The 23,426-nt window shown below is 68.0% G+C and carries 21 protein-coding genes and 2 tRNA genes; 1 reads left to right on the top strand and 22 read right to left on the bottom strand.

Annotated features, from left to right (window positions below):
* Positions 1 to 250: 250 nt before the first annotated feature.
* Positions 251 to 511: a DUF1467 family protein gene (locus QE401_RS06015; protein WP_307137347.1), complete on the bottom strand. Its 261-nt coding sequence runs from the start codon at positions 509 to 511 to the stop codon at positions 251 to 253.
* Positions 512 to 764: 253 nt separating this feature from the next.
* Here QE401_RS06015 and QE401_RS06010 point away from each other — a divergent pair, with 253 nt between their 5' ends.
* Positions 765 to 1,934, top strand: a complete 1,170-nt coding sequence (locus QE401_RS06010) for an acyltransferase family protein (RefSeq protein WP_307137346.1) — start codon at positions 765 to 767, stop codon at positions 1,932 to 1,934.
* A gap of 42 nt (positions 1,935 to 1,976) precedes the next feature.
* On the opposite strand, the gene QE401_RS06005 is transcribed toward QE401_RS06010, so the two are convergent.
* From QE401_RS06005 to lon, 21 genes are all read right to left on the bottom strand, one after another.
* Positions 1,977 to 3,638 carry a ribonuclease J gene (locus QE401_RS06005; protein ID WP_307137345.1) on the bottom strand — a complete coding sequence of 554 codons (1,662 nt, stop codon included), beginning with the start codon at positions 3,636 to 3,638 and terminating at the stop codon, positions 1,977 to 1,979.
* A gap of 78 nt (positions 3,639 to 3,716) precedes the next feature.
* The gene (locus QE401_RS06000; RefSeq protein WP_307137344.1) at positions 3,717 to 4,535 is read right to left on the bottom strand and encodes a type III pantothenate kinase; all 819 of its coding nucleotides are present in this window, start codon (positions 4,533 to 4,535) and stop codon (positions 3,717 to 3,719) included.
* 51 nt (positions 4,536 to 4,586) lie between these two features.
* A complete protein-coding gene (locus tag QE401_RS05995) occupies positions 4,587 to 5,312 on the bottom strand; it encodes a biotin--[acetyl-CoA-carboxylase] ligase (RefSeq protein WP_307137343.1) in 726 nt (241 codons plus the stop codon).
* Between the two features lie 97 nt (positions 5,313 to 5,409).
* Positions 5,410 to 6,828 carry an NADH-quinone oxidoreductase subunit NuoN gene (gene nuoN, locus QE401_RS05990; RefSeq protein ID WP_307137342.1) on the bottom strand — a complete coding sequence of 473 codons (1,419 nt, stop codon included), beginning with the start codon at positions 6,826 to 6,828 and terminating at the stop codon, positions 5,410 to 5,412.
* A gap of 5 nt (positions 6,829 to 6,833) precedes the next feature.
* A complete protein-coding gene (locus QE401_RS05985; protein WP_307137341.1) occupies positions 6,834 to 8,345 on the bottom strand; it encodes an NADH-quinone oxidoreductase subunit M in 1,512 nt (503 codons plus the stop codon).
* Positions 8,342 to 10,258 carry an NADH-quinone oxidoreductase subunit L gene (nuoL, locus tag QE401_RS05980; RefSeq protein WP_307137340.1) on the bottom strand — a complete coding sequence of 639 codons (1,917 nt, stop codon included), beginning with the start codon at positions 10,256 to 10,258 and terminating at the stop codon, positions 8,342 to 8,344. The genes QE401_RS05985 and nuoL overlap by 4 nt, the downstream gene beginning before the upstream one ends.
* A 5-nt stretch (positions 10,259 to 10,263) precedes the next feature.
* Positions 10,264 to 10,575: an NADH-quinone oxidoreductase subunit NuoK gene (gene nuoK, locus QE401_RS05975; protein WP_271138029.1), complete on the bottom strand. Its 312-nt coding sequence runs from the start codon at positions 10,573 to 10,575 to the stop codon at positions 10,264 to 10,266.
* A gap of 1 nt (position 10,576) precedes the next feature.
* A complete protein-coding gene (locus tag QE401_RS05970) occupies positions 10,577 to 11,311 on the bottom strand; it encodes an NADH-quinone oxidoreductase subunit J (RefSeq protein WP_307137339.1) in 735 nt (244 codons plus the stop codon).
* 127 nt (positions 11,312 to 11,438) lie between these two features.
* The gene (nuoI, locus tag QE401_RS05965; RefSeq protein WP_307137338.1) at positions 11,439 to 11,930 is read right to left on the bottom strand and encodes an NADH-quinone oxidoreductase subunit NuoI; all 492 of its coding nucleotides are present in this window, start codon (positions 11,928 to 11,930) and stop codon (positions 11,439 to 11,441) included.
* A 74-nt stretch (positions 11,931 to 12,004) separates the two neighbouring features.
* Positions 12,005 to 13,015: an NADH-quinone oxidoreductase subunit NuoH gene (nuoH, locus tag QE401_RS05960; RefSeq protein ID WP_307137337.1), complete on the bottom strand. Its 1,011-nt coding sequence runs from the start codon at positions 13,013 to 13,015 to the stop codon at positions 12,005 to 12,007.
* A 6-nt stretch (positions 13,016 to 13,021) separates the two neighbouring features.
* Entirely contained in the window at positions 13,022 to 15,085 is a 2,064-nt protein-coding gene (gene nuoG / locus QE401_RS05955) for an NADH-quinone oxidoreductase subunit NuoG (RefSeq protein ID WP_307137336.1), read from the bottom strand.
* A gap of 6 nt (positions 15,086 to 15,091) precedes the next feature.
* On the bottom strand, positions 15,092 to 16,399 hold the full coding sequence (gene nuoF / locus QE401_RS05950) for an NADH-quinone oxidoreductase subunit NuoF (RefSeq protein WP_307137335.1): 1,308 nt from the start codon (positions 16,397 to 16,399) through the stop codon (positions 15,092 to 15,094).
* A 4-nt stretch (positions 16,400 to 16,403) separates the two neighbouring features.
* Complete coding sequence (locus QE401_RS05945; RefSeq protein ID WP_307137334.1) at positions 16,404 to 17,066, bottom strand: complex I 24 kDa subunit family protein; 663 nt, start codon at positions 17,064 to 17,066, stop codon at positions 16,404 to 16,406.
* Entirely contained in the window at positions 17,063 to 18,280 is a 1,218-nt protein-coding gene (locus QE401_RS05940) for an NADH-quinone oxidoreductase subunit D (RefSeq protein ID WP_307137333.1), read from the bottom strand. The genes QE401_RS05945 and QE401_RS05940 overlap by 4 nt, the downstream gene beginning before the upstream one ends.
* A complete protein-coding gene (locus tag QE401_RS05935; RefSeq protein ID WP_307137332.1) occupies positions 18,277 to 18,942 on the bottom strand; it encodes an NADH-quinone oxidoreductase subunit C in 666 nt (221 codons plus the stop codon). Before QE401_RS05935 ends, QE401_RS05940 begins: the two co-directional genes overlap by 4 nt.
* Positions 18,935 to 19,489 carry a NuoB/complex I 20 kDa subunit family protein gene (locus QE401_RS05930; protein ID WP_007002796.1) on the bottom strand — a complete coding sequence of 185 codons (555 nt, stop codon included), beginning with the start codon at positions 19,487 to 19,489 and terminating at the stop codon, positions 18,935 to 18,937. Before QE401_RS05930 ends, QE401_RS05935 begins: the two co-directional genes overlap by 8 nt.
* An 8-nt stretch (positions 19,490 to 19,497) precedes the next feature.
* Entirely contained in the window at positions 19,498 to 19,866 is a 369-nt protein-coding gene (locus QE401_RS05925) for an NADH-quinone oxidoreductase subunit A (protein WP_271135580.1), read from the bottom strand.
* Positions 19,867 to 20,091: 225 nt separating this feature from the next.
* Positions 20,092 to 20,168: transfer RNA gene (locus tag QE401_RS05920), tRNA-Asp, on the bottom strand.
* Positions 20,169 to 20,262: 94 nt separating this feature from the next.
* Positions 20,263 to 20,334, bottom strand: a tRNA-Val gene (locus tag QE401_RS05915).
* A gap of 158 nt (positions 20,335 to 20,492) precedes the next feature.
* Entirely contained in the window at positions 20,493 to 20,765 is a 273-nt protein-coding gene (locus QE401_RS05910) for an HU family DNA-binding protein (protein WP_307137331.1), read from the bottom strand.
* Between the two features lie 235 nt (positions 20,766 to 21,000).
* Positions 21,001 to 23,415, bottom strand: a complete 2,415-nt coding sequence (gene lon, locus QE401_RS05905) for an endopeptidase La (protein WP_307137330.1) — start codon at positions 23,413 to 23,415, stop codon at positions 21,001 to 21,003.
* Between the last annotated feature and the right edge of the window lie 11 nt (positions 23,416 to 23,426).

Genomic DNA, 23,426 nt, shown 5'->3' with positions numbered 1-23,426 from the left:
GGCTTGCCCGGCTCGGTTCGCGGCCGATACAAGCAAAAAAAAGGGCCACACCGAAGGTGCGGCCCGAGTTTAGGGAGGAAACGCCAGTCACACGGCAGGAAGAGAACCAGCTCTCTTCCTGGGACTGATCGTGCGCCGAGCCCCCCTTCGCTGCAACGCAAAAACAAATCGGATTCGCCGAAAAAACAGGCGGACGAAGCATGTCTGCGCGATTTCTATGCAGACGACGCTCCGGATGCCGCGAATCTGCTCAATCCCCAGGCATCGCCAGCCAGCCCTGGCGGAAGCTGAGATAGTCGCTGGTCACCAGCGCATAGATTCCGGCGAAGATCAGCGTCGCCGCGATGGTGGTCCACACCACCTTGCGGCCCAGCATCGGCGCCGCCGGCGCGCCGCGCCAATTGCCGGGCGCCTGGCCCTCGGCATCCGGCCGCACGCCGATCGGCAGCATGGCGAACAGCACCGTCCACCAGACCAGAAAATACACCATGAAGCCGGTGAACCAGTTCATCGCAGCCTTCCCTCCGTCGCTCCGGGGACATAGGCGCTGGCGCGGCGGCGAGGAAGGGCCGGCCTGCCCCGCGGCGGGAGGGGGGCTCGCCCCACCGTGATGGGTGCGGCGCAACCGAGTGCGTGATCGGGGGTTGGCCCTGCCATCCCCTCGCCCAAGCTGAGGGGCCCGCCTGCGGTCCACCGCCGATGACCGCATCTCACCGTCCCCGGCCGCCGCCTTGCGCGTTGGCCCGTCCGGATCCGGGAGCGCCATGCCGGCCGATCTTCCTGCCTCGACCACCGCCCGCCCACCCGCCGCCCGGCTGGTGGAACTCGATTCGCTGCGCGGCATCGCCGCCCTGATCGTCGTGCTGCACCATGTGTGGCTGACCCTGCCCGACCTGCCCCGCTGGCTGGTCTGGGCGGTGGCCGAGACCCCCTTGCGCCCGCTGGCCACGGGCCGGCAGGCGGTGGTCTTCTTCTTCGTGCTCAGCGGCTATGTGCTGACCCGGGCGCTGGCCCGGCAGGAGGCGCGAAGCCCCGGCAGCGTGCTCTCCTGGCCGGGCTGGGCGCATTACGCGGTGCAGCGGGCGCTGCGGCTCGGCCTGCCGGTGCTGGGCGCGCTGCTGCTCTCGGCAGCGCTGCAGAGCCTGACCTGGCGCGCGCCCCTGCCGCCGGGCAGCCCGCATATCGTCGCCGGCGCCGCCTGGGCCGCCCCCTGGAACTGGCCCGACCTGCTCGGCCAGGCGCTGCTGCTGCGGCATGGCGACGGTTTCCAGCTGAACCCGGTGCTGTGGTCGCTGGTGCATGAATGGCGCATCGCCCTGCTGCTGCCGCTGGCCCTGCTGCTGCGGCACCGCCCCGAATGGCTGCTGGCCATCGCCCTGCTCGGCGCCGGCGTGGCGCGGCTGGCCGGCATGCCGGAGGGCCAGGTCTCGCTGGGCGGCAGCCTGCCCGCCACCTTCGCGGCCAGCGCCGGCTTCCTGCCCGCCTTCGCCACCGGCGCCGTGCTGGCGCTGCGCCCGCCGAAGACCCTGGACAGCGCCCAGGCGCTGGCCGCCGGCCTCGCCGTGCTGGTCATGGCGATGGCGGCGCATGATTACGGCGTGATCGCCGGCTCCGCCCTGCTGATCCTGCTGGCGCAGCGCGACGGGCCCTTCGCCCGCTCGCTGCGGCATCCGGGCCTGCTCTGGCTGGGGAAGATTTCTTTCAGCCTGTACCTGGCGCATATGCCGGTGCTGCTGGCGCTGACCCATGCGCTGCGCGACCGGGCCGAGCCCTGGCAGATCGGCGCCCTGGCCGTGCTGCTGTCGCTGCCCGTGGCCGCGCTGATGTTCCGGCTGGTGGAGCGCCCGGCGCATCATCTGGCGCGGGCCCTGCCGCCCTTCGCGCCCACCACGCCCCGCTCCTCGCCGGCGACGGCGGAAGCCAGGGCGCGCTGAGCCGGCGCAGGGGGCCACCAGCCCCCTGCCGGCCCCGTCGCGTCAGACGCGCAGCAGGTGGATTTCCACCGCCGGGCGCTTGCGCAGCCGGCGGGAGACTGCCTTGCGCAGCACGGTGCGCGCGGCATCGCGCAGCGTGTCATCCTCGCGCTTCAGCTCCGGCGGCAGCTCGGTCACCAGCCGCGCCAGCTCATCGGCGATCTGCGCCGGCTCGACATCGGCCATGTCGAACAGGCCGGGGGCCGAGACCTGCGGCTGCCCCAGCACCCGCCCCGACGGATCGACCGCCAGCGAGGCCACGACGATGCCGTTGAACAGCATGCGCCGGCGGGCGCCGAGCACGCCGCCCTCCAGCGGCAGCAGCCGCTCGCCATCCAGCACCAGCTGGCCGGTGGGCACGCCCTCCACCACCTCCGGCGCGGCATTGCCGCCGGCCAGCGGCGCCAGGCGCAGCACATCGCCATCCTCGACCAGCACGGGGGTGGAGCCCATCTGCCGGGCCAGCGCCGCATGCTCCTGCAGGTGGCGCCACTCGCCATGCACCGGCACGGCGAAGCGCGGCTTCACCAGGCTGTAGAGGCGCTTCAGCTCGTCCCGCGCCGGATGGCCGGAGACATGCACCATGTGGTCATCGGCCGTCATCACCTTGCAGCCGCCACGGGCGAGGTCGTCCTGCATGCGCAGGATGGCGCGCTCATTGCCCGGGATCATGCGCGAGGAGAAGATCACCGTATCCCCCTCCCCCAGCGAGATGCGGGGATGGGTGTCGGCGGCGATCTTCGCCATGGCCGAGCGCGGCTCGCCCTGGCTGCCGGTGCAGATGATCAGCAGCTGGTCGTCGGGCACGTCATCCGCGTCATCCTCGGTCAGGAAGGGCGGCACCTCCTTGAGGTAGCCGCATTCCCGCGCCGCGGCCTCGGCATTGCGCAGGCTGCGGCCGAACAGCGCCACCTGGCGCCCGGCGGCCTTGGCGGCCAGCGCCACGCTCTCGATCCGGGCGATGTTGGTGGCGAAGCAGGTGACGGCGATGCGCCCCTTCAGCTGGCGGATCAGCGCCGTCATGTTGCGGCGCACCTCCCCCTCGCTGCCGGAATGGCCCTCGACCAGCGCATTGGTGCTGTCGCAGACCATGGCCAGCACGCCCTCCTCGCCGAGGGCGGCGAAGGCGGCCTCATCGGCCGGCTCGCCCACCAGCGGGTCGGGGTCCAGCTTCCAGTCGCCGGTGTGCAGCACCGTGCCGTAGCGGGTGCGGATCGCCAGCGATTGCGGCTCCGGCACCGAATGCGTCACCCGGATGAAGCGCAGCCCGAAGGGGCCGAGCTCGACCGAGCCGCCCAGCGGCACGGTGACCAGCTTCACCTGGTGCAGAAGGCCGGCCTCGCCCAGCTTGCGGCGCAGCACGGCGGCGGTGAAGGGGCTGGCATAGACCGGGCAGCGCAGATGCGGCCAGAGCGGCGCGACCGCGCCGATATGGTCCTCATGCGCATGGGTGATCACCAGGCCGACCAGCTGGTCGCGCCGCTCGGCCAGCCAGGCCGGGTCGGGCACCATCACCTCGGCCTCGGGCTGCTCCGCGCCGCCGAAGCCGATGCCGCAATCGACGGCCAGAAGCTGCCCGTCGCATCGGTAGACGTTCAGGTTGAGTCCGATCTCCCCCGTCCCGCCCAGCGGGATGAAGGCAAAATCTCCGTTGTCCAGATCCATAGATACTCGCCAGTTGGAAGTGTTGTTGTTTGTTTAATCATTGCCCCTCGGGGCAGGTTCCTGGGCCCTCGCATCGTCTCAATCCGCTTCGGACCGGAGCGCGTCAGGCAAACTCGTGCGTTGGAAGATGGGGATGGCGTTGCGCTCCGCCAACAGGCGCAACCCTTCCAGCGTGATATCGGGGTCGGTGGTCTCCAGCACCGGGGTGCCCTCGGCGAAGAGCGGGGCCAGGCCACCGGTGCCGATGACCTTGAGCGGGGCGCCATATTCGGCGCGGATGCGGGCGACAATGCCTTCCACCAGACCCACATAGCCCCAGAAGATGCCGGATTGCATCGCCGGAACGGTGGCGGTGCCGATCACGGATTGGGGACGGCCGATGCCGATGCGCGGCAGCCGGGCCGCGGCCTTGTGCAGCGCCTCGATCGACAGGTTGATGCCCGGCGCGATCACCCCACCCAGATAGCCGCCATCCGAATCCACCACGTCGAAGGTGGTGGCGGTGCCGAAATCGATCACCACCAGCGGGCCGCGGTAATGGTGATGGGCGGCGAGCGCGTTCAGCAGCCGGTCGGCGCCCACCTCCTCCGGCTGGTCGACCCGGATGGGGAAGCCCCAATCCAGCGGCGCGCGCGCCACCAGCGGCTCGCAATCGAACCATTCGCGGCAGAGCCGGCGCAGATTGTACAGCGCCGCCGGCACCACCGTGCCCAGCACGCAGCGGGAAATGTCACCGGCCCGCAGCCCCGCATGGCCGAGCAGCGCCAGCAGCCACACCGCATATTCGTCGCTGGTGCGCGCCGCATCGGTGCGGATGCGCCAGCGGCCGCGCCAGGCGGTGCCATCATGGATGGCGAAGACGACATTGGTGTTGCCGGCGTCGATGGCGAGCAGCATCGGGCATTCCTTCCTGGCCGGATGGCGGCCTTTGCCTGTCCCGCCGGCGCTCTAGCCGGCGATCTCGCCCGAGGCCACGACAATGGGGCCGTCCTTGCTGCATAGCAGCAATCGCCCATCCTCGGTCAACCCCTGGTAGAGGCCTTCCATCCGCCCCTCCGGCCGCTGCAGGGCCAGCGGCGCCTGCAGGGCGGGGCCGCGCGCCACCCAGGCGGCGCGGATCGGCGCGAAGCCCTCCGCCTCCTGCCGCGCCCGCCAATGATCCAGCCGCGCCAGCAGCGCCCAGGCAAAGGCCACCGGCTCCGGCGCCTGCCCGGCATGCTGGGCCAGGCTGGCGGTCGGGCGATCGGGCAGCACCGGGGCCTCGGCCAGGTTCACGCCGATGCCGAAGACCAGCCAGGCGATGCCGCCCGCCGCATCCGGCTGCCCCTGGGTCAGGATGCCGGCGGCCTTCGCACCGTCCAGCAGCACGTCATTCGGCCATTTCAGCCGCAGCGCCGCAGGGTCCGGGAGATAGGCGGAGATGGTGTCGGCCACCGCCAGCCCGGCCAGCAGCGACCATTGCGGGAGGTCCCGCGCCGGGCCCGCCGGGCGCAGCAGGACCGACAGAAAGAGATTGCCCTGGGGGGAGCGCCAGGGGCGGCCCTGCGTGCCGCGGCCGGCGCTCTGCCGGCGGGCCAGCACGGCCAGGCCCCCCGCCTCTCCATCCTGGGCGGCGGTCAGCACCAGATCCTGGGTGCTGGGAAGCTCGTCATGGATCGACAGGCGCCAGGTCATCGCGGTCCCAACAAAAAAGAGTCCGGGGGAAGGAATTCCCCCGGACCCCCATCTTTTTCTATCAGGCTGCCGCGGGCGGAGGGAGACGGGGTCTCTCTCAGCCCATCAGCGCGGCGACGGCGGCCTGCGCGGCGGCCAGGAACGGCGCCGGGAACAGGAAGAAGAAGGTGGTGAACAGGCCCGTGCCGGCCAGGACCACCGACAGGCTGGCCGGACGCGGGTCCAGCGCCTCGCCGGCGTCGAAATACATCACCTTGATCACGCGCAGATAATAGTAGGCCGAGACGGCGGAGGTCAGCACGCCGATCACCGCCAGCGTCCAGAACCCGCCCTGCACCGCGGCCAGGAAGACGTAGAGCTTGCCGAAGAAGCCGGCCAGCGGCGGGATGCCCGCCATGGACAGCATGAACAGCGCCATGGCCAGCGCCATCGCCGGATCCGACTTGCCGAGGCCGGCCAGGTCGTCGATCCCCTCCAGCGCGCGGCCCTTGCGCCGCATCGCCACCAGCACGGCAAAGGCGCCGACATTGGTGAAGAGGTAGATCGCCATGTAGAGCAGCAACCCGCGCAGGCCGAGCTCGCTGCCGACGGCCAGGCCCATCAGCGCGTAGCCGACATGGCCGATGGAGGAATAGGCCATCAGCCGCTTGATGTTCTTCTGCCCGATCGCCGCCAGCGCGCCCAGGATCATCGAGCCCAGCGAGGTCAGGATGATCACCTGCTGCCACTGGCCGATCAGGTCGCCGAAGGGCCCGGCCGCCACGCGGGTCAGCAGCGCGATGGCCGCGACCTTGGGGGCGGAGGCGAAGAAGGCCGTCACCGGGGTCGGCGCGCCCTCATACACATCCGGCGTCCACATGTGGAACGGCACGGCCGAGACCTTGAAGGCCAGCGCCGCCAGCACGAAGACCAGACCCACGACGAGGCCGAAGGGCGCGCCATCGGTCGCCCCCAGCGCATCGGCGATGCGGTCGAAATTGGTCGAGCCGGAGAAGCCATAGATCAGGCTGGAGCCGTAGAGCAGCAGGCCCGAGGCCAGCGAGCCCAGCACGAAATACTTCAGCCCCGCCTCGGCCGAACGCTCGCTGTCGCGGTTGAAGGCTGCGATCACGTAGAGCGACAGCGACAGCAGCTCGAGCCCCATATAGAGCGCGATCAGGTCGTTGGCCGAGATCATCACCATCATGCCGACGGTGCTGAACAGCAGCAGCAGCGGGAACTCGAAGCGGGCCAGGCCCTCCTTCACGTTCCAGTCCATCGCCAGCAGCAGGCCGAGCGCGGCGCCCGCCACCACCAGCAGCTTCATGAAGCGGGTGAAGGCGTCGGAGACATACTGCCCGGCGAAGGCCACGCCCTCGGGCTGCATCATCACCAGCACGCCGGCGAGCAGCAGCCCGCCCAGCACCGCCATGTTGATGGCCTGGTGGGTGTCGCGCTTCGGCAGCACGCCCGCCACCAGGGCGACCAGCCCGACCAGCGACAGCGCCAGCTCGGGGAGGATGAGGGTCCAGTTCATGCCCGTCACATCCCGGCCAGGCGCGGCAGCGCCATCGCGGCTTCATGCCGCGTGACGAGCGCCGCGACGCTGGCCTCGAAGAAGGAGAGGAAGGAGGAGGGATAGATCCCCATCCACAGCGTCAGCAGGATCAGCGGCGCGAAGGTGACGTATTCGCGCGGGCTGAGATCCAGCAGCGCCTTCAGGTCCTCGCGCGTGATCTTGCTGAAGATGACGCGGCGATAGAGGTAGAGCATGTAGCCCGCGCCCAGGATCATGCCGAGGCCGGCGCCCAGCGCCACCCAGGGATTGGCGTTCCAGGCGCCGACGATCACCAGGAACTCGCCCGGGAAGCCGGCGGTGCCGGGCAGCGCGACCGAGCCCATGGTGAACAGCATGAACACCATGGCGTAGGAGGGCATCACCTTGGCGACGCCGCCATAGCGCAGGATCTCGCGGCTGTGGACGCGGTCATACAGCACGCCGACGCAGAGGAAGAGCGCGCCGGAGACCACGCCATGGCTCAGCATCTGGAAGATGGCGCCGGAGATGCCCTGATGGTTCAGGGTGAAGATGCCGATCGTCACGATGCCCATATGGGCGACCGAGGAATAGGCGATCAGCTTCTTCATGTCCTCCTGCGCCAGCGCCACCAGCGAGGTGTAGACCACGGCGATGACCGAGAGCGCGAAGATCAGCGGCGCGAAGAACTCGGTCGCCTGTGGCAGCAGCGGCAGCGAGAAGCGCAGGAAGCCATAGGCGCCCATCTTCAGCAGCACGCCGGCCAGGATGACCGAGCCCGCGGTCGGCGCCTCGACATGCGCGTCCGGCAGCCAGGTGTGCACCGGCCACATCGGCACCTTCACGGCGAAGGAGGCGAGGAAGGCCAGGAACAGCCAGGTCTGCACATGCTCGGGGATGCGCAGCTCGAACAGCGCCGGGATGTAGCTGGTGCCGGCCTGGTACCAGAGCAGCAGCATCGCCAGCAGCATCAGCAGCGAGCCGAGCAGCGTGTAGAGGAACAGCTTGTAGGCGGCATAGACGCGCCGCGCCCCGCCCCACACCCCGATGATCAGGAACATCGGGATCAGCACGCCCTCGAAGAAGATGTAGAACAGCACCATGTCCAGCGTGCTGAACATGCCGACCATCATCGTCTCGAGGACCAGGAAGGCGATCATGTATTCGCGCACCCGGCTCTGCACCGCCTCCCAGGAGGCGAGGATGCAGAGCGGCACCAGGGCGGTCGAGAGCAGCACGAACAGCACCGAGATGCCGTCGACGCCCATGTGGTAGCCGAGGCCGAATTGCGGCATCCAGTCCAGCTGCTCAACGAACTGGAAATCCGCCGTCGACTTGTCGAACTGGAACCACAGGATCAGCGACAGGCCGAAGGTGATCAGGCTGGTCCACAGCGCCGTCCAGCGGGCGTTGGAGGCGATCGCCGCCTCCTCCCCCCGCACGAACAGGATGATGGCCGCGCCCACCAGCGGCAGGAAGGTGAGCAGCGACAGCAGGGGGAAACCCGCGGCGTTCATCGGCCGACCCCAAAGAGGAAGATGGAGACGAAGAGGACAAGCCCGATGATCATCGCGAAGGCGTAGTTCGCCACCCGCCCCGATTGCAGCTTCACCACCCGGCCGGAGGCCTGCGCGGTGAGGCTGGCGGCGCCGTTCGGCATGCCGTCGATGATCTTCACATCGCCCACCTTCCACAGCAGCTGCGCCAGGCAGCGCGCGGGGCGGACGAAGAGCCGGTCATACAGCTCGTCGAAATACCACTTGTTCAGCAGGAAGCGGTACAGACCCGGCACCGCCGCCGCGATCCGCCCCGGGATGCCGGGGGCGAACATGTAGAACACATAGGCCAGGGCGATGCCCAGGATGCCGGCCACCGTTGGCGCCAGCGGCACCCAGGACGGCACCTCATGCGCCTCGTGCATGATGTGGTTGTGCGGCGCGTTGACGATGGCGCCGTTCCAGAACTCCGCCCAGTGATGGCCGACGAAGTTGTCGTAGAAATAGGCACCCGTGAACAGCGCGCCCAGCGCCAGCACGAAGAGCGGGATCAGCATGACCGCCGGGCTCTCATGCACATGCTCCATCGTGTGATGGTCGGCGCGCGGCGTGCCGTGGAAGGTCATGATGATCAGCCGCCAGGAGTAGAAGGCGGTCAGGAAGGCCGCGGCCATGCCCATGATGAAGGCATACTTCGCCGTCCAGCCATGGCCGGCGAAGGCCGCCTCCAGGATCATGTCCTTGGAGTAGTAGCCGGCGAAGAAGGGCACGCCGGCCAGCGCCAGGGAGCCGATCCAGAACATGGCGTAGGTGACCGGGATCTTCTTCCAGATGCCGCCCATGCGGCGGATATCCTGCTCGTCCGACATGGCGTGGATGACGGAGCCCGCGCCCAGGAACAGCAGCGCCTTGAAGAAGGCGTGGGTGAAGAGGTGGAACACCGCCGCCTGATAGGCGCCGACGCCGACCGCGAAGAACATGTAGCCGAGCTGCGAGCAGGTCGAATAGGCGATGACCCGCTTGATGTCGTTCTGCACCATGCCGACCGAGGCGGCGAAGATCGCCGTGGTCGCGCCGATCACGGTGACGAAGCCCAGCACGTTCGGCGCGTATTCGACCAGCGGCGACATGCGCGCCATCAGGAAGACGCCCGCCGTCACCATGGTGGCCGCGTGGATCAGGGCGGAGACCGGGGTCGGCCCCTCCATCGCGTCCGGCAGCCAGGTGTGCAGGCCGATCTGCGCCGACTTGCCCATCGCACCCAGGAAGAACAGCAGCGCGATCACCTCGAGCACGGGGAAGCCCGCGAAGGTGAGAAGCCGCGCCGCCTCGACACCCTGGAAGATGGTGTTGAACTCGATGGAGCCGAAGGTCCAGAAGGTCAGCGCCATGCCGAGCATGAAGAACAGATCGCCCACGCGGTTGACGATGAAGGCCTTCATCGCCGCGCGGTTGGCGCTCTCCTTCTCGTACCAGTAGCCGATCAGCAGGTAGCTCGCGAGGCCCACGCCCTCCCAGCCGAAGAACAGCTGCAGCAGATTGTCGGCCGTCACCAGCATGAGCATCATGAAGGTGAACAGCGAGAGATAGGCGAAGAAGCGCGGCTGCGTCGGGTCATGCGACATGTAGCCGACGCTGTAGAGGTGGATCATGGTCGAGATCAGCGTGACCATGCCCACCATCATCGCCGACAGCGTGTCGTAGCGCAGCGCCCAGGAGAGCTGCAGCCCGCCGACATCGAGCCAGGTCAGGATCTCGACCGTGGCCGGGGCGTGGCCGAGCGCGACCTGCGCGAAGGCCGAGAGGCCGCAGAAGGCGGCCAGCGCCATGCAGATCACGGTCGCCCATTGCGCGGGCTTGTCGCCGATCCAGCGGCCGAAGAAGCCGGAGATGGACGCGCCCAGCAGCGGGAAGAAGACGGCACCGACGAACATGCGCCTTAACCCTTCAGGGTGGAGATATCCTCCACCTCGATGCTGCCGCGGTTGCGGAAATAGATGACCACGATGGCCAGGCCGATCGCCGCCTCGGCGGCGGCGACCGTGAGGACGAACATGGTGAAGACCTGACCGGTGAGGTCCTGCAGCACGGCCGAGAAGGCCACCAGGTTCAGGTTCACCGAGAGCAGGATCAGCTCGATCGCCATCAGGATGACGATGACGTTCTTCCGGTTCAGGAAGATGCCGAACACGCCGAGCACGAGCAGGATCGCGCTCACCGTGAGGTAATGGCCAAGGCCGACGCTCAGCATCTCAGTGGTGCCCCCCGCCATGGTGGTCGTCATGCCCATGGGCCCCGTGGCCGTGAGCGCCATGCCCGTCATGCGTCAGCGCCTTGGGCTTCTCCGCCTCCGGCAGCGGGCGCCGCAGGATGCCAAGCTGGCCGAGGCCGGCGCGCGCCGGCACCTGCTTCATCGTCACCGCCTCGCCGCGCGCCACCTGCACCGCGATGTCCTGGCGCTTGCTGTTGGCCGGCTTGTCGCGCAGCGTCAGCACGATGGCGCCGATCATCGCGACCAGCAGGATCAGCCCCGCCACCTGGAACAGGAAGACGTAGTCCGTATAGACCAGCAGGCCGAGCGCCTCGGTGTTGCTCACCCCGGCATCGGGGGCCGGGTTCAGCCGCAGCGCCGCCGCGTCGGGCGCGAACTGCCAGGAGCCGAAGACGAAGAGCAGCTCGAGGAAGAGGATGGCCCCGATCACCGCGCCGATCGGCGCATAGCGCTGGAAGCCCTCGCGCAGCCGCGCGAAGTCGATGTCCAGCATCATGACGATGAACAGGAACAGGACCGCGACCGCGCCGACATAGACGATGACCAGGATCATCGCCAGGAATTCGGCCCCCGCGATCAGGAACAGCGCCGCGGCGTTGAAGAACGCCAGGATCAGGAACAGCACGCTGTGCACGGGGTTCCGGCTGGTCACCACCATGACCGCGGACGCGATCAGGATGGCCGCGAAGACATAGAAGGCGAGTGCGGCGATCATCGCAGCCCGCCCGCGTGCAGATGCAGCATCATGGCACCGTTCCGAATGAGCCGTCCTGGCAGGAGGACGGGGCCGTGAAGGAAAGCCGCGGGGAGGGACACGACCGGACCCCTCCCCGCCGCGGAATTCAACGGTAGGGGGCGTCGAGCTCGAGCCGCCGGGCGATCTCCGGCTCCCACCGGTCGCCATTCGAGAGCAGCCGATCCTTGTTGTAGATCAGCTCCTCGCGCGTCTCGGTCGCGAACTCGAAATTCGGCCCCTCGACGATGGCATCCACCGGGCAGGCTTCCTCGCACAGCCCGCAATAGATGCATTTCGTCATGTCGATGTCGTAGCGCGTGGTGCGGCGGCTGCCATCCTCGCGCGGCTCGGCCTCGATGGTAATGGCCAGCGCCGGGCAGACGGCCTCGCACAGCTTGCAGGCGATGCAGCGCTCTTCGCCATTGGCGTAGCGGCGCAGCGCGTGCTCCCCCTTGAAGCGCGGCGACAGCGCCGTCTTCTCATTGGGATAGTTGATCGTGCCCTTGTTCGGCGCGAAGAAATACTTGAGCGTCAGCGCCATGCCCGAGGCCAGCTCGGCCAGCAGGAAGCTGCGCGCCATGCGGTCCAGCGTCGCCATCTCTCACCTCGCCGCGCGGGGGTAGCCCGCGCTTCCGGGTTGGACAAGGGTCGTCACGAAGAAGCTTTCGCGGGTCATGCCGGCAGCCACCCCATGATCTTCAGCACGAAGGCGGTCAGCACCAGCCAGACCAGGCTGAAGGGCAGGAACACCTTCCAGCCGAGACGCATCAGCTGGTCGTAGCGGTAGCGCGGGAAGGTCGCGCGCACCCAGACGAAGGTGAACAGGCAGAGGCAGATCTTCAGGATGAACCAGATCGGCCCCGGCACCCAGTTGAAGGGCGCGATGTCCATCGGCGGCAGCCAGCCACCCAGGAACAGGATGGTGGTCATCGCCGACATGAGGATCATGTTGGCGTATTCGCCCAGGAAGAACAGGGCGTAGGTCATGGAGGAGTATTCCACCATGAAGCCCGCCACCAGCTCCGACTCGCCCTCGGCCAGGTCGAAGGGCGGGCGGTTGGTCTCGGCGAGCGTCGAGATGAAGAAGATGATGAACATCGGGAAGAGCGGGATGGCGAACCACACCGTCTTCTGCGCCAGCACGATCTGCGTCAGGTTCAGGCTGCCCACGCAGAGCAGCACGGTCACGATGACCAGGCCCATCGAGACTTCGTAGGACACCATCTGCGCCGCCGAGCGCAGCGCGCCGAGGAACGCATACTTCGAATTCGAGGCCCAGCCGGCGATGACGATGCCATAGACGCCGAGCGAGGAGATCGCCAGCAGGTAGAGCACACCGACATTGATGTCGGCGATCGCCCAGCCCTCATTCACCGGGATCACCGCCCAGGCGATCAGCGCCAGGATCAGCGTCAGCATCGGGCCGAAGATGAACAGCGCCCGGTTGGCGCCGGAAGGAATGATGGTCTCCTTCAGCAGCATCTTCAGCGCGTCGGCGAAGGGCTGCAGCAGGCCGAAGGGGCCCACCACATTCGGCCCCTTCCGCATCTGCATCGCCGCCATGATCTTGCGCTCGGCATAGGTCATGTAGGCGACGCCGATCAGCAGCGGCACCAGCAGCGCCAGGGTCTGGGCGACGGTGATCGCCAGGATCCCGATCGGGGAAGCGAGGAAAGCGTCCATGCCTGCTTACTCCGCCGCCAGCTTGGGCGTGGCGTCGCTGTAGATGCGGCTGCACTCGGCCATGGTGTCCGAGGCGCGGCTGATCGGATCGGCCTGCCAGTAATCGGTCAGCGCCAGGGTGAAGGCGTCCGAGCCCAGGCTCGCCCCGCCGGCCGAGGGGCCGGTGGTGTCGGCGCAGCCGCCGGCGATGCGGCCATCGACCATGCCGAAGACCGGGTTGGCGGCGACCAGCCGCTCGCGCAGCGCCTCCAGGCTGTCGAACTGCATCGCCACGCCGAGGGCAGCGCCGGCGGCGCGCAGGATGCGCCAATCCTCCCGCGCCTCGCCCGGCGGATGCACCGCCAGGCGGCCGCGCTGCACGCGGCCCTCGGTGTTGACGTAGGTCGCTTCCTTCTCGGTGTAGGCCGCGCCGGGGAGGATGACATCCGCCCGCGCCGCCGCCCGGTCACCGTGATGGCCCTGATAGACCACGAAGGTCTCGGCCGGGATCAGCGCCGGGTCGAAACCGTCGGCGCCCAGCAGCCAGAGCGCGTCCACTCCGCCGCCCAGCATGCCGGCGAGGTCCAGCCCGCCCGGGCCGGGCACGAAGCCGGCCTCCAGCGCGCCGACCTGGCCGCCGAACAGATGCAGCAGGTTGAAGCCGTGCCATTCCGGCGTCAGCGCACCGGTCTGCTTCGCCAGCTCCCAGGCGGCGGCCAGCACCGCCGCGCCATCCGGGCGGGCGATGGCCGCGCGGCCCAGGATGATCATCGGCTTGCTGGCGCCCTTCAGCACCTCGGCAAACGCACCGGTGCCGGAGAGCAGGGTGGAGAGGGCCTGCGGCCCCTCCCCCAGATGCTCCGCCTTGTAGGTGAGGTTCAGCCCCTCGGGCCCGATATAGGCCACCTTCAGCGCGCCCGAGGCCCAGCGCCTGCGGATGCGCGCATTCAGCACCGGGGCTTCCTGGCGCGGATTGCTGCCGATGATCAGCAGCGCATCCGCCTCGTCGATGCCGGCGATGCCCGAATTGAACAGGTAGTGGTCGCGGCGCGACACGTCGATCGCCGCGCCATCCTGGCGGCAATCGAGATTGGCCGAGCCCAGCCCCACCATCAGCTCGCGCAGCGCGAAAGCGCTCTCGGCATCGACCAGGTCGCCGGCGACGGCGCCCAGCCGGTTGCCCGGCAGGTTCTTGAACTTGGCCGCGATGACCCCGAAGGCCTCTTCCCAGCCGGCGGGGCGAAGCTTGCCGTTCTCGCGGATCCAGGGACGATCCAGCCGCTTGCGCTTCAGCCCGTCGAAGGAGAAGCGGCCACGATCGGCCATCCACTCCTCGTTCACATCCTCATTGGTGCGCGGCATGATGCGCAGCACCTCAGGCCCGCGCGTGTCGATGCGGATATTCGCACCCACCGCGTCCAGCACATCGATGCTGTCGGTCTTGCGCAGCTCCCAGGGGCGGGAGACGAAGGCGTAGGGCCGGCTGGTCAGCGCGCCCACCGGGCAGATGTCGATCAAATTGCCGGACAGCTCGGTGGTCAGCGCCTTCTCGACATAGGTGCCGATCTGCATGTCCTCGCCGCGGCCGGTGGCGCCCAGCTCGGGCACGCCCGCGACCTCGGTCGCGAAGCGCACGCAGCGGGTGCACTGGATGCAGCGGGTCATGATCGTCTTGACCAGCGGACCCATATACTTGTCCTTCACCGCGCGCTTCTGCTCGCGGTAGCGGCCGCCCTGGCCGCCATAGGCCGTCGCCTGGTCCTGCAGGTCGCACTCGCCGCCCTGGTCGCAGATCGGGCAGTCGAGCGGATGGTTGATCAGCAGGAATTCCATCACGTTGCGGCGGGCGTTGCGCACCAGCTCGCTATCCGTGAAGACCTTCATGCCATCGGCGACCGGATAGGCGCAGGAGGCGACGGGCTTCGGCGCCTTCTCCACCTCGACCAGGCACATGCGGCAATTGCCGGCCACCGACAGGCGCTCATGGTAGCAGAAGCGGGGAATTTCCTTCCCCGCCGCCTCGCAGGCCTGCAGCACGGTGGCGCCGTTGGGGACCTCGACCTCGATCCCGTCGATCGTAACCTTGGCCATGGCCGCTTACTCCGCCGCCAGCGGCATGCCGCCGCTGTGCTTCTGCTTGTACTGGCGGATGCGCTCTTCCATCAGCGGGCGGAAGTGGCGGATCAGCCCCTGCACCGGCCACACGCCGCCATCGGCCAGCGCGCAGATGGTGTGACCCTCGATCTGCCGGGTGACGCCCTCCAGCAGGTCGATCTCCTCGATCTCGGCGCGGCCCTCGACCATGCGGTCCATCAGGCGCTTCTGCCAGCCCATGCCCTCGCGGCAGGGGGTGCACTGGCCGCAGCTCTCATGCTTGTAGAACTGCGCCAGCCGGGCGATCGCCTTGATGATGTCGGTGGACTTGTCCATGACGATCACGCCGGCGGTGCCGAGGCCGGATTTGTGCTCGCGCAGCGCGTCGAAATCCATCAGCACGTCGTCGCAGATATGCTTGGGCAGCAGCGGGGTGGACGACCCGCCCGGGATCACCGCCAGCAGATTGTCCCAGCCGCCGCGCACGCCGCCGGCATAGCGCTCGATCAGCTCCCGCATCGGGATGCTCATCTCGGCTTCCACATTGCAGGGCTTGTTCACATGGCCCTGGATGCAGAACACCTTGGTGCCGGAATTGCGCGGCCGGCCAAAGGAGGAGAACCAGGAAGCCCCGCGGCGCAGGATGGTCGGCACCACCGCGATGGTCTCGACATTGTTCACCGTGGTCGGGCAGCCATAGAGGCCGACCGCCGCCGGGAAGGGCGGCTTCAGCCGGGGCATGCCCTTCTTGCCCTCCAGGCTCTCGATCAGCGCCGTCTCTTCGCCGCAGATATAGGCGCCGGCGCCGCGATGCACGTAGAGGTCGAAATCCCAGCCCGAGCCGGCGGCATTGGCGCCGAGCAGACCGGCCTCATAGGCCTCGTCGATCGCCGCCTGCAGCACCAGGTGCTCGTTATAGTATTCGCCGCGGATGTAGATGTAGCCGGCATGCGCGCCCATGGCGACGCCGGCGATCAGGCAACCCTCGATCAGCGTGTGCGGATCGTTGCGGACGATGTCGCGGTCCTTGCAGGTGCCAGGCTCCGACTCGTCGCAATTGACCACGAGGTAGGAGGGACGCCCATCCGGGTTCGATTTCGGCATGAAGCTCCACTTCATGCCGGTGGGGAAGCCGGCGCCGCCACGGCCGCGCAGGCCCGACTGCTTCATCTCCTCGATGATCCAGTCCCGCCCCTTGGCGATGATGGCGGCGGTGCCGTCCCAATTGCCGCGCCGCTGCGCCTCCTTCAGCCCCCAGTGATGGATGCCGTAGAGGTTGGTGAAGATGCGGTCCTTGTCGCTCAGCGCCATGGTCTCACTCCTTCACCGGCCGGCCACCGGCCGGCGCGTCCATCAGCGGAATGTCGAGCAGCGTCTCCGCCCCGCCTTCCGGCGCGGAGCAGAGGCGGCCCTTGGCGCTGCCGGGCTGCGGCCGCTCGCCGCGCTTCAGCGCCTCGATCAGCTTGACCGTGCTCTCGTAGTCCAGGTCTTCGTAGTAATCGTCATCCACCTGCAGGATGGGCGCGTTCACGCAGCCGCCGAGGCATTCCACCTCGGTCAGGGTGAACAGACCATCCTCGCTGGTGTCGCCATAGCCGGACAGCGCGCCGGCATCCTTGCAGGCCCGCAGCACCTCGTCCGAGCCGCGCAGCCAGCAGGGCGTCGTGCCGCAGACCTGCAGGTGGAACCGGCCGATCGGCTTGGTGTTGAACATGAAGTAGAAGGTGGCGACCTCGTAGACACGGATCGGCGCCATGCCGAGCCGCTCGGCGATGGTGTCCATCGCGACCCGCGGCACCCAGGCGCTGCCGGTGGCGCGGCCCATCTGCTTCTGCGCGACATAGAGCAGCGGGATGACGCCGCTGGCCTGCTTGCCTTCCGGGTAGCGCTTCAGGATCTTCGCGATCTGCGCCTCGCTCTCGGCGTCGAAGGCGAAGCTCGCCGGCTCCTCATGGTGGTGCGAATGCGGGGCGCTCACCGGTCGATCTCTCCGAACACGATATCCAGGCTGCCGATGACGGACACGGCGTCGGCCAGCATGTGGCCCTTGGACAGCTTCTCCATCGCCTGCAGATGGGCGAAGCCGGGGGCGCGGATCTTGCAGCGATAGGGGCGGTTGGTGCCGTCGGCCACCAGGAACACGCCGAACTCGCCCTTCGGCGCCTCGACCGCCGTGTAGGTCGAGCCCTCGGGCACGTGGTAGCCCTCGGAATACAGCTTGAAGTGGTGGATCAGCGCTTCCATCGAGCGCTTCATCTCCGCCCGCTTCGGCGGCGCGATCTTGCTGTCGGCGACCTTGATCGGGCCGCCCGGCATCTGCGCCAGGCACTGCTTGATGATCTTCAGGCTCTCGCGCATCTCCGCGATGCGCACCAGGTAGCGCTCATAGCAATCGCCATGGCTGCCCACCGGGATCTCGAAATCCAGCTGGTCATAGACGTCATAGGGCTGGCTGCGGCGCAGATCCCAGGCGCAACCCGAGGCGCGGATGCAGGGGCCGGAGAAGCCCCAGGCCATCGCCTCCTCGGCCGTCATGACGCCGATATCGACGGTGCGCTGCTTGAAGATGCGGTTGCCGGTCAGCAGCCGCTCCACATCATCGACGAATTTCGGGAATTGCTCGGCCCAGCCGGCGATGCGGTCGGTGAGCCCCGCCGGCAGATCCTTGGCCACGCCGCCCGCCCGGAAGTAGTTCGCGTGGTAATGCGAGCCCGAGGTGGCGTCGTAGAATTCCAGCAGGATCTCGCGCTGCTCGAAGCCCCAGAGCGAGGGCGTCGTCGCGCCCACATCCAGCGCATAGGTGGTGATGTTCAGGATGTGGTTCAGGATGCGGCTGATCTCGGCGAACAGCACGCGAATGTACTGCGCGCGGATCGGCGCCTCGATGCCGAGCAGCTTCTCCGTCGCCAGGGCGAAGCAATGCTCCTGCGCCATCGGGGCGACATAGTCGAGCCGGTCGAAATAGGGCAGCGCCTGCAGGTAGCTCTTGTGCTCGATCAGCTTCTCGGTGCCGCGATGCAGCAGGCCGATATGCGGGTCGGCGCGCTCCACCACCTCGCCCTGCATCTCCAGGATCAGGCGCAGCACGCCATGCGCCGCCGGATGCTGCGGGCCGAAATTGATGGTGTGGCTGTCGATCTCGACCGTGCGCGTGCCGCCGGCGGCCGGGGTGTCGTCGGTGCTGAGGCTCATTCGCGGGTGATCCGGTTGAGATGCACCTTCTCGTCGCCGGGCAGCGTGGTCATGCCTTCCCAGGGCGAGAGGAAATCGAAATTGCGGAAATCCTGCTGCAGCTTGACGGGCTCATAGACCACCTGCTGCCGCTCGGAATCGTAGCGGACCTCGACGAAGCCGGTCAGCGGGAAGTCCTTGCGCAGCGGATGCCCCTCGAAGCCGTAATCCGTCAGGATGCGGCGAAGGTCGGGCTGGCCGTCGAAGACGATGCCGTACATGTCCCAGGCCTCGCGCTCGAACCAGGTGGCGGAGGGCCAGAGATCGCAGACCGTCGCCACCGGCGTCGCCGCATCGGTCTCGGTGATGACACGGATGCGGTGGTTATGGGTCAGCGACAGCAGGTTGTAGACGACGTCGAAGCGCGCCGCGCGGGTCGGCCAGTCGACGCCGCAGATATCCATGCACTGCTCGAAGGCCAGGCGCGGATCGTCGCGCAGCATCTGCAGCACGGCGTGCAGCGCCTCGCGGCGGATGCGCAGCTCGATCTCCTCGCCGCGGGCGATGCGGGAGGCGGTGACCACCCCCTCCGGCACGGCGCCGAGCACGGTGGCCAGCAGGGCTTCCTGGGCGGTCGGCGCGCGCGGCGCCTCCGCCGGTTCCAGGGCGGTTTCGTCAGCCACGCAGGATGCTCCCCGTCCGGCGGATCTTCTTCTGCAGCTGCAGGATGCCGTAGACCAGCGCCTCGGCCGTCGGCGGGCAACCGGGGACATAGACATCGACCGGCACGACGCGGTCGCAGCCGCGCACCACGCTGTAGCTGTAATGGTAATAGCCGCCGCCATTGGCGCAGCTGCCCATGGAGATGACCCAGCGCGGCTCGGCCATCTGGTCATAGACCTTGCGCAAAGCGGGGGCCATCTTGTTGGTCAGCGTGCCGGCCACGATCATCACGTCCGACTGGCGCGGCGAGCCGCGCGGGATCACGCCGAAGCGATCCAGATCGTAACGCGGCATATAGGCGTGGATCATCGGCACGGCGCAGCAGGCCAGGCCGAAGGTCATCGGCCAGAGGCTGCCGGTGCGCGCCCAGTTCACCACCTTGTCCAGGTTGGCGACGATGAAGCCCTTGTCCTCGATCTCGCCGGAGACGCCCTTGATGACGGCGTCCTGCTCGGCACCCGGCGGCAGGGCCTGGCTGTTCCAGGCCAGCTGTTCGTTCGCGCTCATCCGCCCGCTCACTCCCAGTCCAGGGCGCCCTTGCGCCACTCATAGATGAAGCCGACCGTGAGCACGCCCAGGAACGCCATCATCGACAGGAAGCCGAACCAGCCGATCTGCCCGAGCGAGACCGCCCAGGGGAACAGGAAGGCCACTTCCAGGTCGAAGATGATGAACAGGATGGCGACCAGGTAGAATCGCACATCGAAGCGCCGGCGCGTGTCGTCGAACGGCTCGAAGCCGCACTCATAGGCGGAGACCTTCTCCGCATAGGGTTTCTGGCGGGCCGCCAGCACGCTGCCACCCACCATCGCCACCGCGATGGCGGCGGCAATGGCCAGGAAGACCAGGATCGGGAAATAGTTCGCCAGCAGGGGCTGGGTCATGATGCATCCGTCCCTCGGGCCCGCGGCCCAGTATGGCCTGCGCAGGGGAGCGCATAGCCAGCCACGCCGCGGGGCATGCCGCAGCGCAACGCTGGGCGGACATTACCCCCCAAGCGGCCGGTTCGCCATAGCCCCCTGGGCATTGCGGAACATTGAAAGACGGAAAGGCTCGGAATGACAAAACGCCGCCCTGGTCACCCAGGGCGGCGTTTTTGCCTAAGACGATGGCGCGAGTGACGGGGCTCGAACCCGCGACCTCCGGCGTGACAGGCCGGCGCTCTAACCGACTGAGCTACACCCGCTTGCGTCGTCGTGGGGCGGGAAATACGGCCCCGCTCCCCTCCTGTCAACGCACCAAAACCGCTTTTTCGTGCATTGATTTGATGGAGAACCGAATGGGCACTGACGGATTCGAACCGCCGACATCCTCGGTGTAAGCGAGGCGCTCTACCGCTGAGCTAAGTGCCCGCACAGCACACCGCGCTTAGCCCCGCCGCGGGGGCGGCGCCAAGCCCAAAAAGCGGCCTGGCGCCCCTGCCCCGCCCCGGCACACGGCCATGAAAAAAGGGCCGGCTGCCGCCGACCCTTTCCCCGTCCCCTCCTGGCCCTGCGGCGCAGGAGCGCGCTCAGCCCAGCCCGTCCTTCAGCGCCTTGCCGGCCTTGAAGCGCACCATGGTGGTGGCGGCGATCTCGATCTCCTCCCCCGTCCGCGGATTGCGCCCCTTCCCGGCCTTGCGGCGCGAGGTGGAGAAGGTGCCGAAGCCCACCAGCCGCACCTCCTGCTTGGCCTTCAGCGACTGGCTGATGGCATCGAACACCGCGTCCAGCACTTCGCTGGCCTTGGCCTTGGACAGCTCCCCGGTCTCCGCGACGACCGCGACGAGATCCTGCTTGTTCACCTGTTCATCCCCCGCCTTCTGGCACCGGCCATGGGCCGCACCCTTCCAGCGCGACACTAGGCAGCGGCATTTTGCGGCGTCAACGCCACGCTGCGGCGCGGCGGCCCGCCGGGCGGCAATTTGTTGCGCTGATGCGTCGAGGCCACGACGCCCCCGGCCAGGCTGACGCCCGGGGCATGAAAAAGCCCGGGGAAGCAGGGCTTCCCCGGGCGGTTCACAGCGCCGCTGTGGCGGCTCAGTGCGTCATGGCGGGCTGGCCGGCCTTGCCATCGGCGGCGGCGGGCGGGGTCTCCTCCGCCTCGTTCCAGTCGATGGCCTCCGGCGCCCGGACCAGGGCCTGGCTGATCACCTCGTCCACATGCGCGACGGGGTGGATCTTCAGCCCCTTCTTCACATTGTCCGGGATCTCGGCCAGGTCCTTCTCATTGTCCTTCGGGATGAAGACCGTGGTGATGCCGGCCCGCAGCGCCGCCAGCAGCTTCTCCTTCAGGCCGCCGATCGGCAGCACGCGGCCGCGCAGCGTGATCTCGCCGGTCATGGCGACATCCTTGCGCACCGGGATGCCGGTCAGCACCGAGACGATCGAGGTCGCCATGGCGATGCCGGCAGACGGCCCATCCTTCGGCGTCGCCCCTTCCGGCACGTGGACATGCATGTCCCGCTTCTCGAAGAGGGTCGGCTTGATGCCGAAGCTGATGGCCCGCGAGCGGACATAGGACAGCGCCGCGGAGACGCTTTCCTGCATCACATCGCCCAGCTTGCCGGTGGTCTGCACCTTGCCCTTGCCGGGGACCATGACCGATTCGATGGTCAGGATCTCGCCGCCCACCTCGGTCCAGGCCAGGCCGGTGACGACGCCCACCATGTCCTCGGCCTCGGCCTCGCCATAGCGGAACTTCTTCACCCCGGCATATTTCTCAAGGTTCTTGCGGGTGATGCTGACCTTCTTGGCCTTCTTGGAGACGATCTCCTTGACGGCCTTGCGGGCCAGCCCGCCCACCTCGCGCTCCAGGTTCCGGACGCCGGCCTCGCGCGTGTAGTAGCGCACCAGGTCGAGCATGGCGTCATCGGTGACGCTCCACTCACCCTCCTTCAGCCCGTTGGCCTCGGTGACCTTGGGGATCAGGTGGCGCTTGGCGATCTGCACCTTCTCATCCTCGGTGTAGCCGGGGATGCGGATGATCTCCATGCGGTCCAGCAGCGGCTGCGGCATGCGAAGCGAGTTCGCGGTGGTGACGAACATCACATCCGACAGGTCGTAATCGACCTCCAGATAATGGTCACCGAAGGTCGCGTTCTGCTCCGGATCCAGCACCTCGAGCAGGGCGCTCGACGGGTCGCCGCGCCAATCGGCGCCGAGCTTGTCGATCTCGTCCAGCAGGAAGAGCGGGTTGGAGGTCTTGGCCTTCTTCATGCCCTGGATGACCTTGCCCGGCATGGAGCCGATATAGGTCCGCCGGTGGCCGCGCACCTCCGCCTCGTCCCGCACGCCGCCCAGCGACATGCGCACGAAATTGCGGTTGGTGGCCTTGGCGATGGACTTGCCGAGGCTGGTCTTGCCGACGCCCGGCGGGCCCACCAGGCAGAGGATCGGCCCGCGCACCTTGGGCGAGCGCGACTGCACCGCCAGGTACTCCAGGATCCGCTCCTTCACCTTCTCCAGCCCGTAATGGTCGGAATCCAGCACCGCCTCGGCCTTGGCCAGGTCGTTGCGGACCTTCGACTTCTTCTTCCAGGGGATGGAGAGGATCCAGTCGAGGTAGTTGCGCACCACCGTCGCCTCGGCGCTCATCGGCGACATGGAGCGCAGCTTCTTCAGCTCGCCCAGCGCCTTGTCGCGCGCCTCGGGGGAGAGCTTGGTGGCCTTGATCTTGGCCTCGAGCTCGGCGCTCTCGTCCTTGCCGTCCTCGCCCTCGCCCAGCTCCTTCTGGATCGCCTTCAGCTGCTCGTTCAGATAGTACTCGCGCTGGGTCTTCTCCATCTGCCGCTTGACGCGGTTGCGGATGCGCTTCTCCACCTGAAGAACGCCGATCTCGCTCTCCATATGGGCGAAGACGCGCTCCAGCCGGGCGGAGACGCTGCCGATCTCGAGCAGCTCCTGCTTCTCGGAGATCTTCAGGTTCAGATGGCTGGCGACCGTGTCGGCGAGCTTGGCCGAATCCTCGATCTGGTTGATCGAGACCAGCACCTCGGGCGCGATCTTCTTGTTGAGCTTGATATACTGCTCGAACTGGCCGACCACGGTGCGGGCCAGCGCCTCGACCTCGGAGGTCTCGGCCTGGTCCTCGTCCATCGGGGCCGTATAGGCCTCGAAGAACTGGTCGGTCTCCTTGAAGCCGAGCACGCGGGCGCGCTTGCCGCCCTCGACCAGCACCTTGACCGTGCCGTCGGGCAGCTTCAGCAGCTGCAGCACGGTCGAGACCGTGCCGACATCATAGAGATCGGCCGAGCCGGGATCGTCCTGGGCGGCGTTGCGCTGGGCGACGAGGAGGATCTGCTTGTCCTCCCGCATCACCGCTTCCAGCGCGCGCACGCTCTTCTCCCGCCCCACGAAGAGCGGGACGATCATGTGCGGGAACACGACGATGTCCCGCAGCGGCAGCACAGGAAGCAGTTCGCCGCTCAGCAATTCGGGTTGTTTATCCGCCATAGGGGACCTCA

The sequence above is a fragment of the Pseudoroseomonas cervicalis genome (assembly GCF_030818485.1).
GTDB lineage: Bacteria > Pseudomonadota > Alphaproteobacteria > Acetobacterales > Acetobacteraceae > Pseudoroseomonas > Pseudoroseomonas cervicalis_A.
The sequence above is the reverse complement of the archived record's forward strand: the minus strand, read 5'-3'. Positions and strand labels throughout refer to the sequence as shown.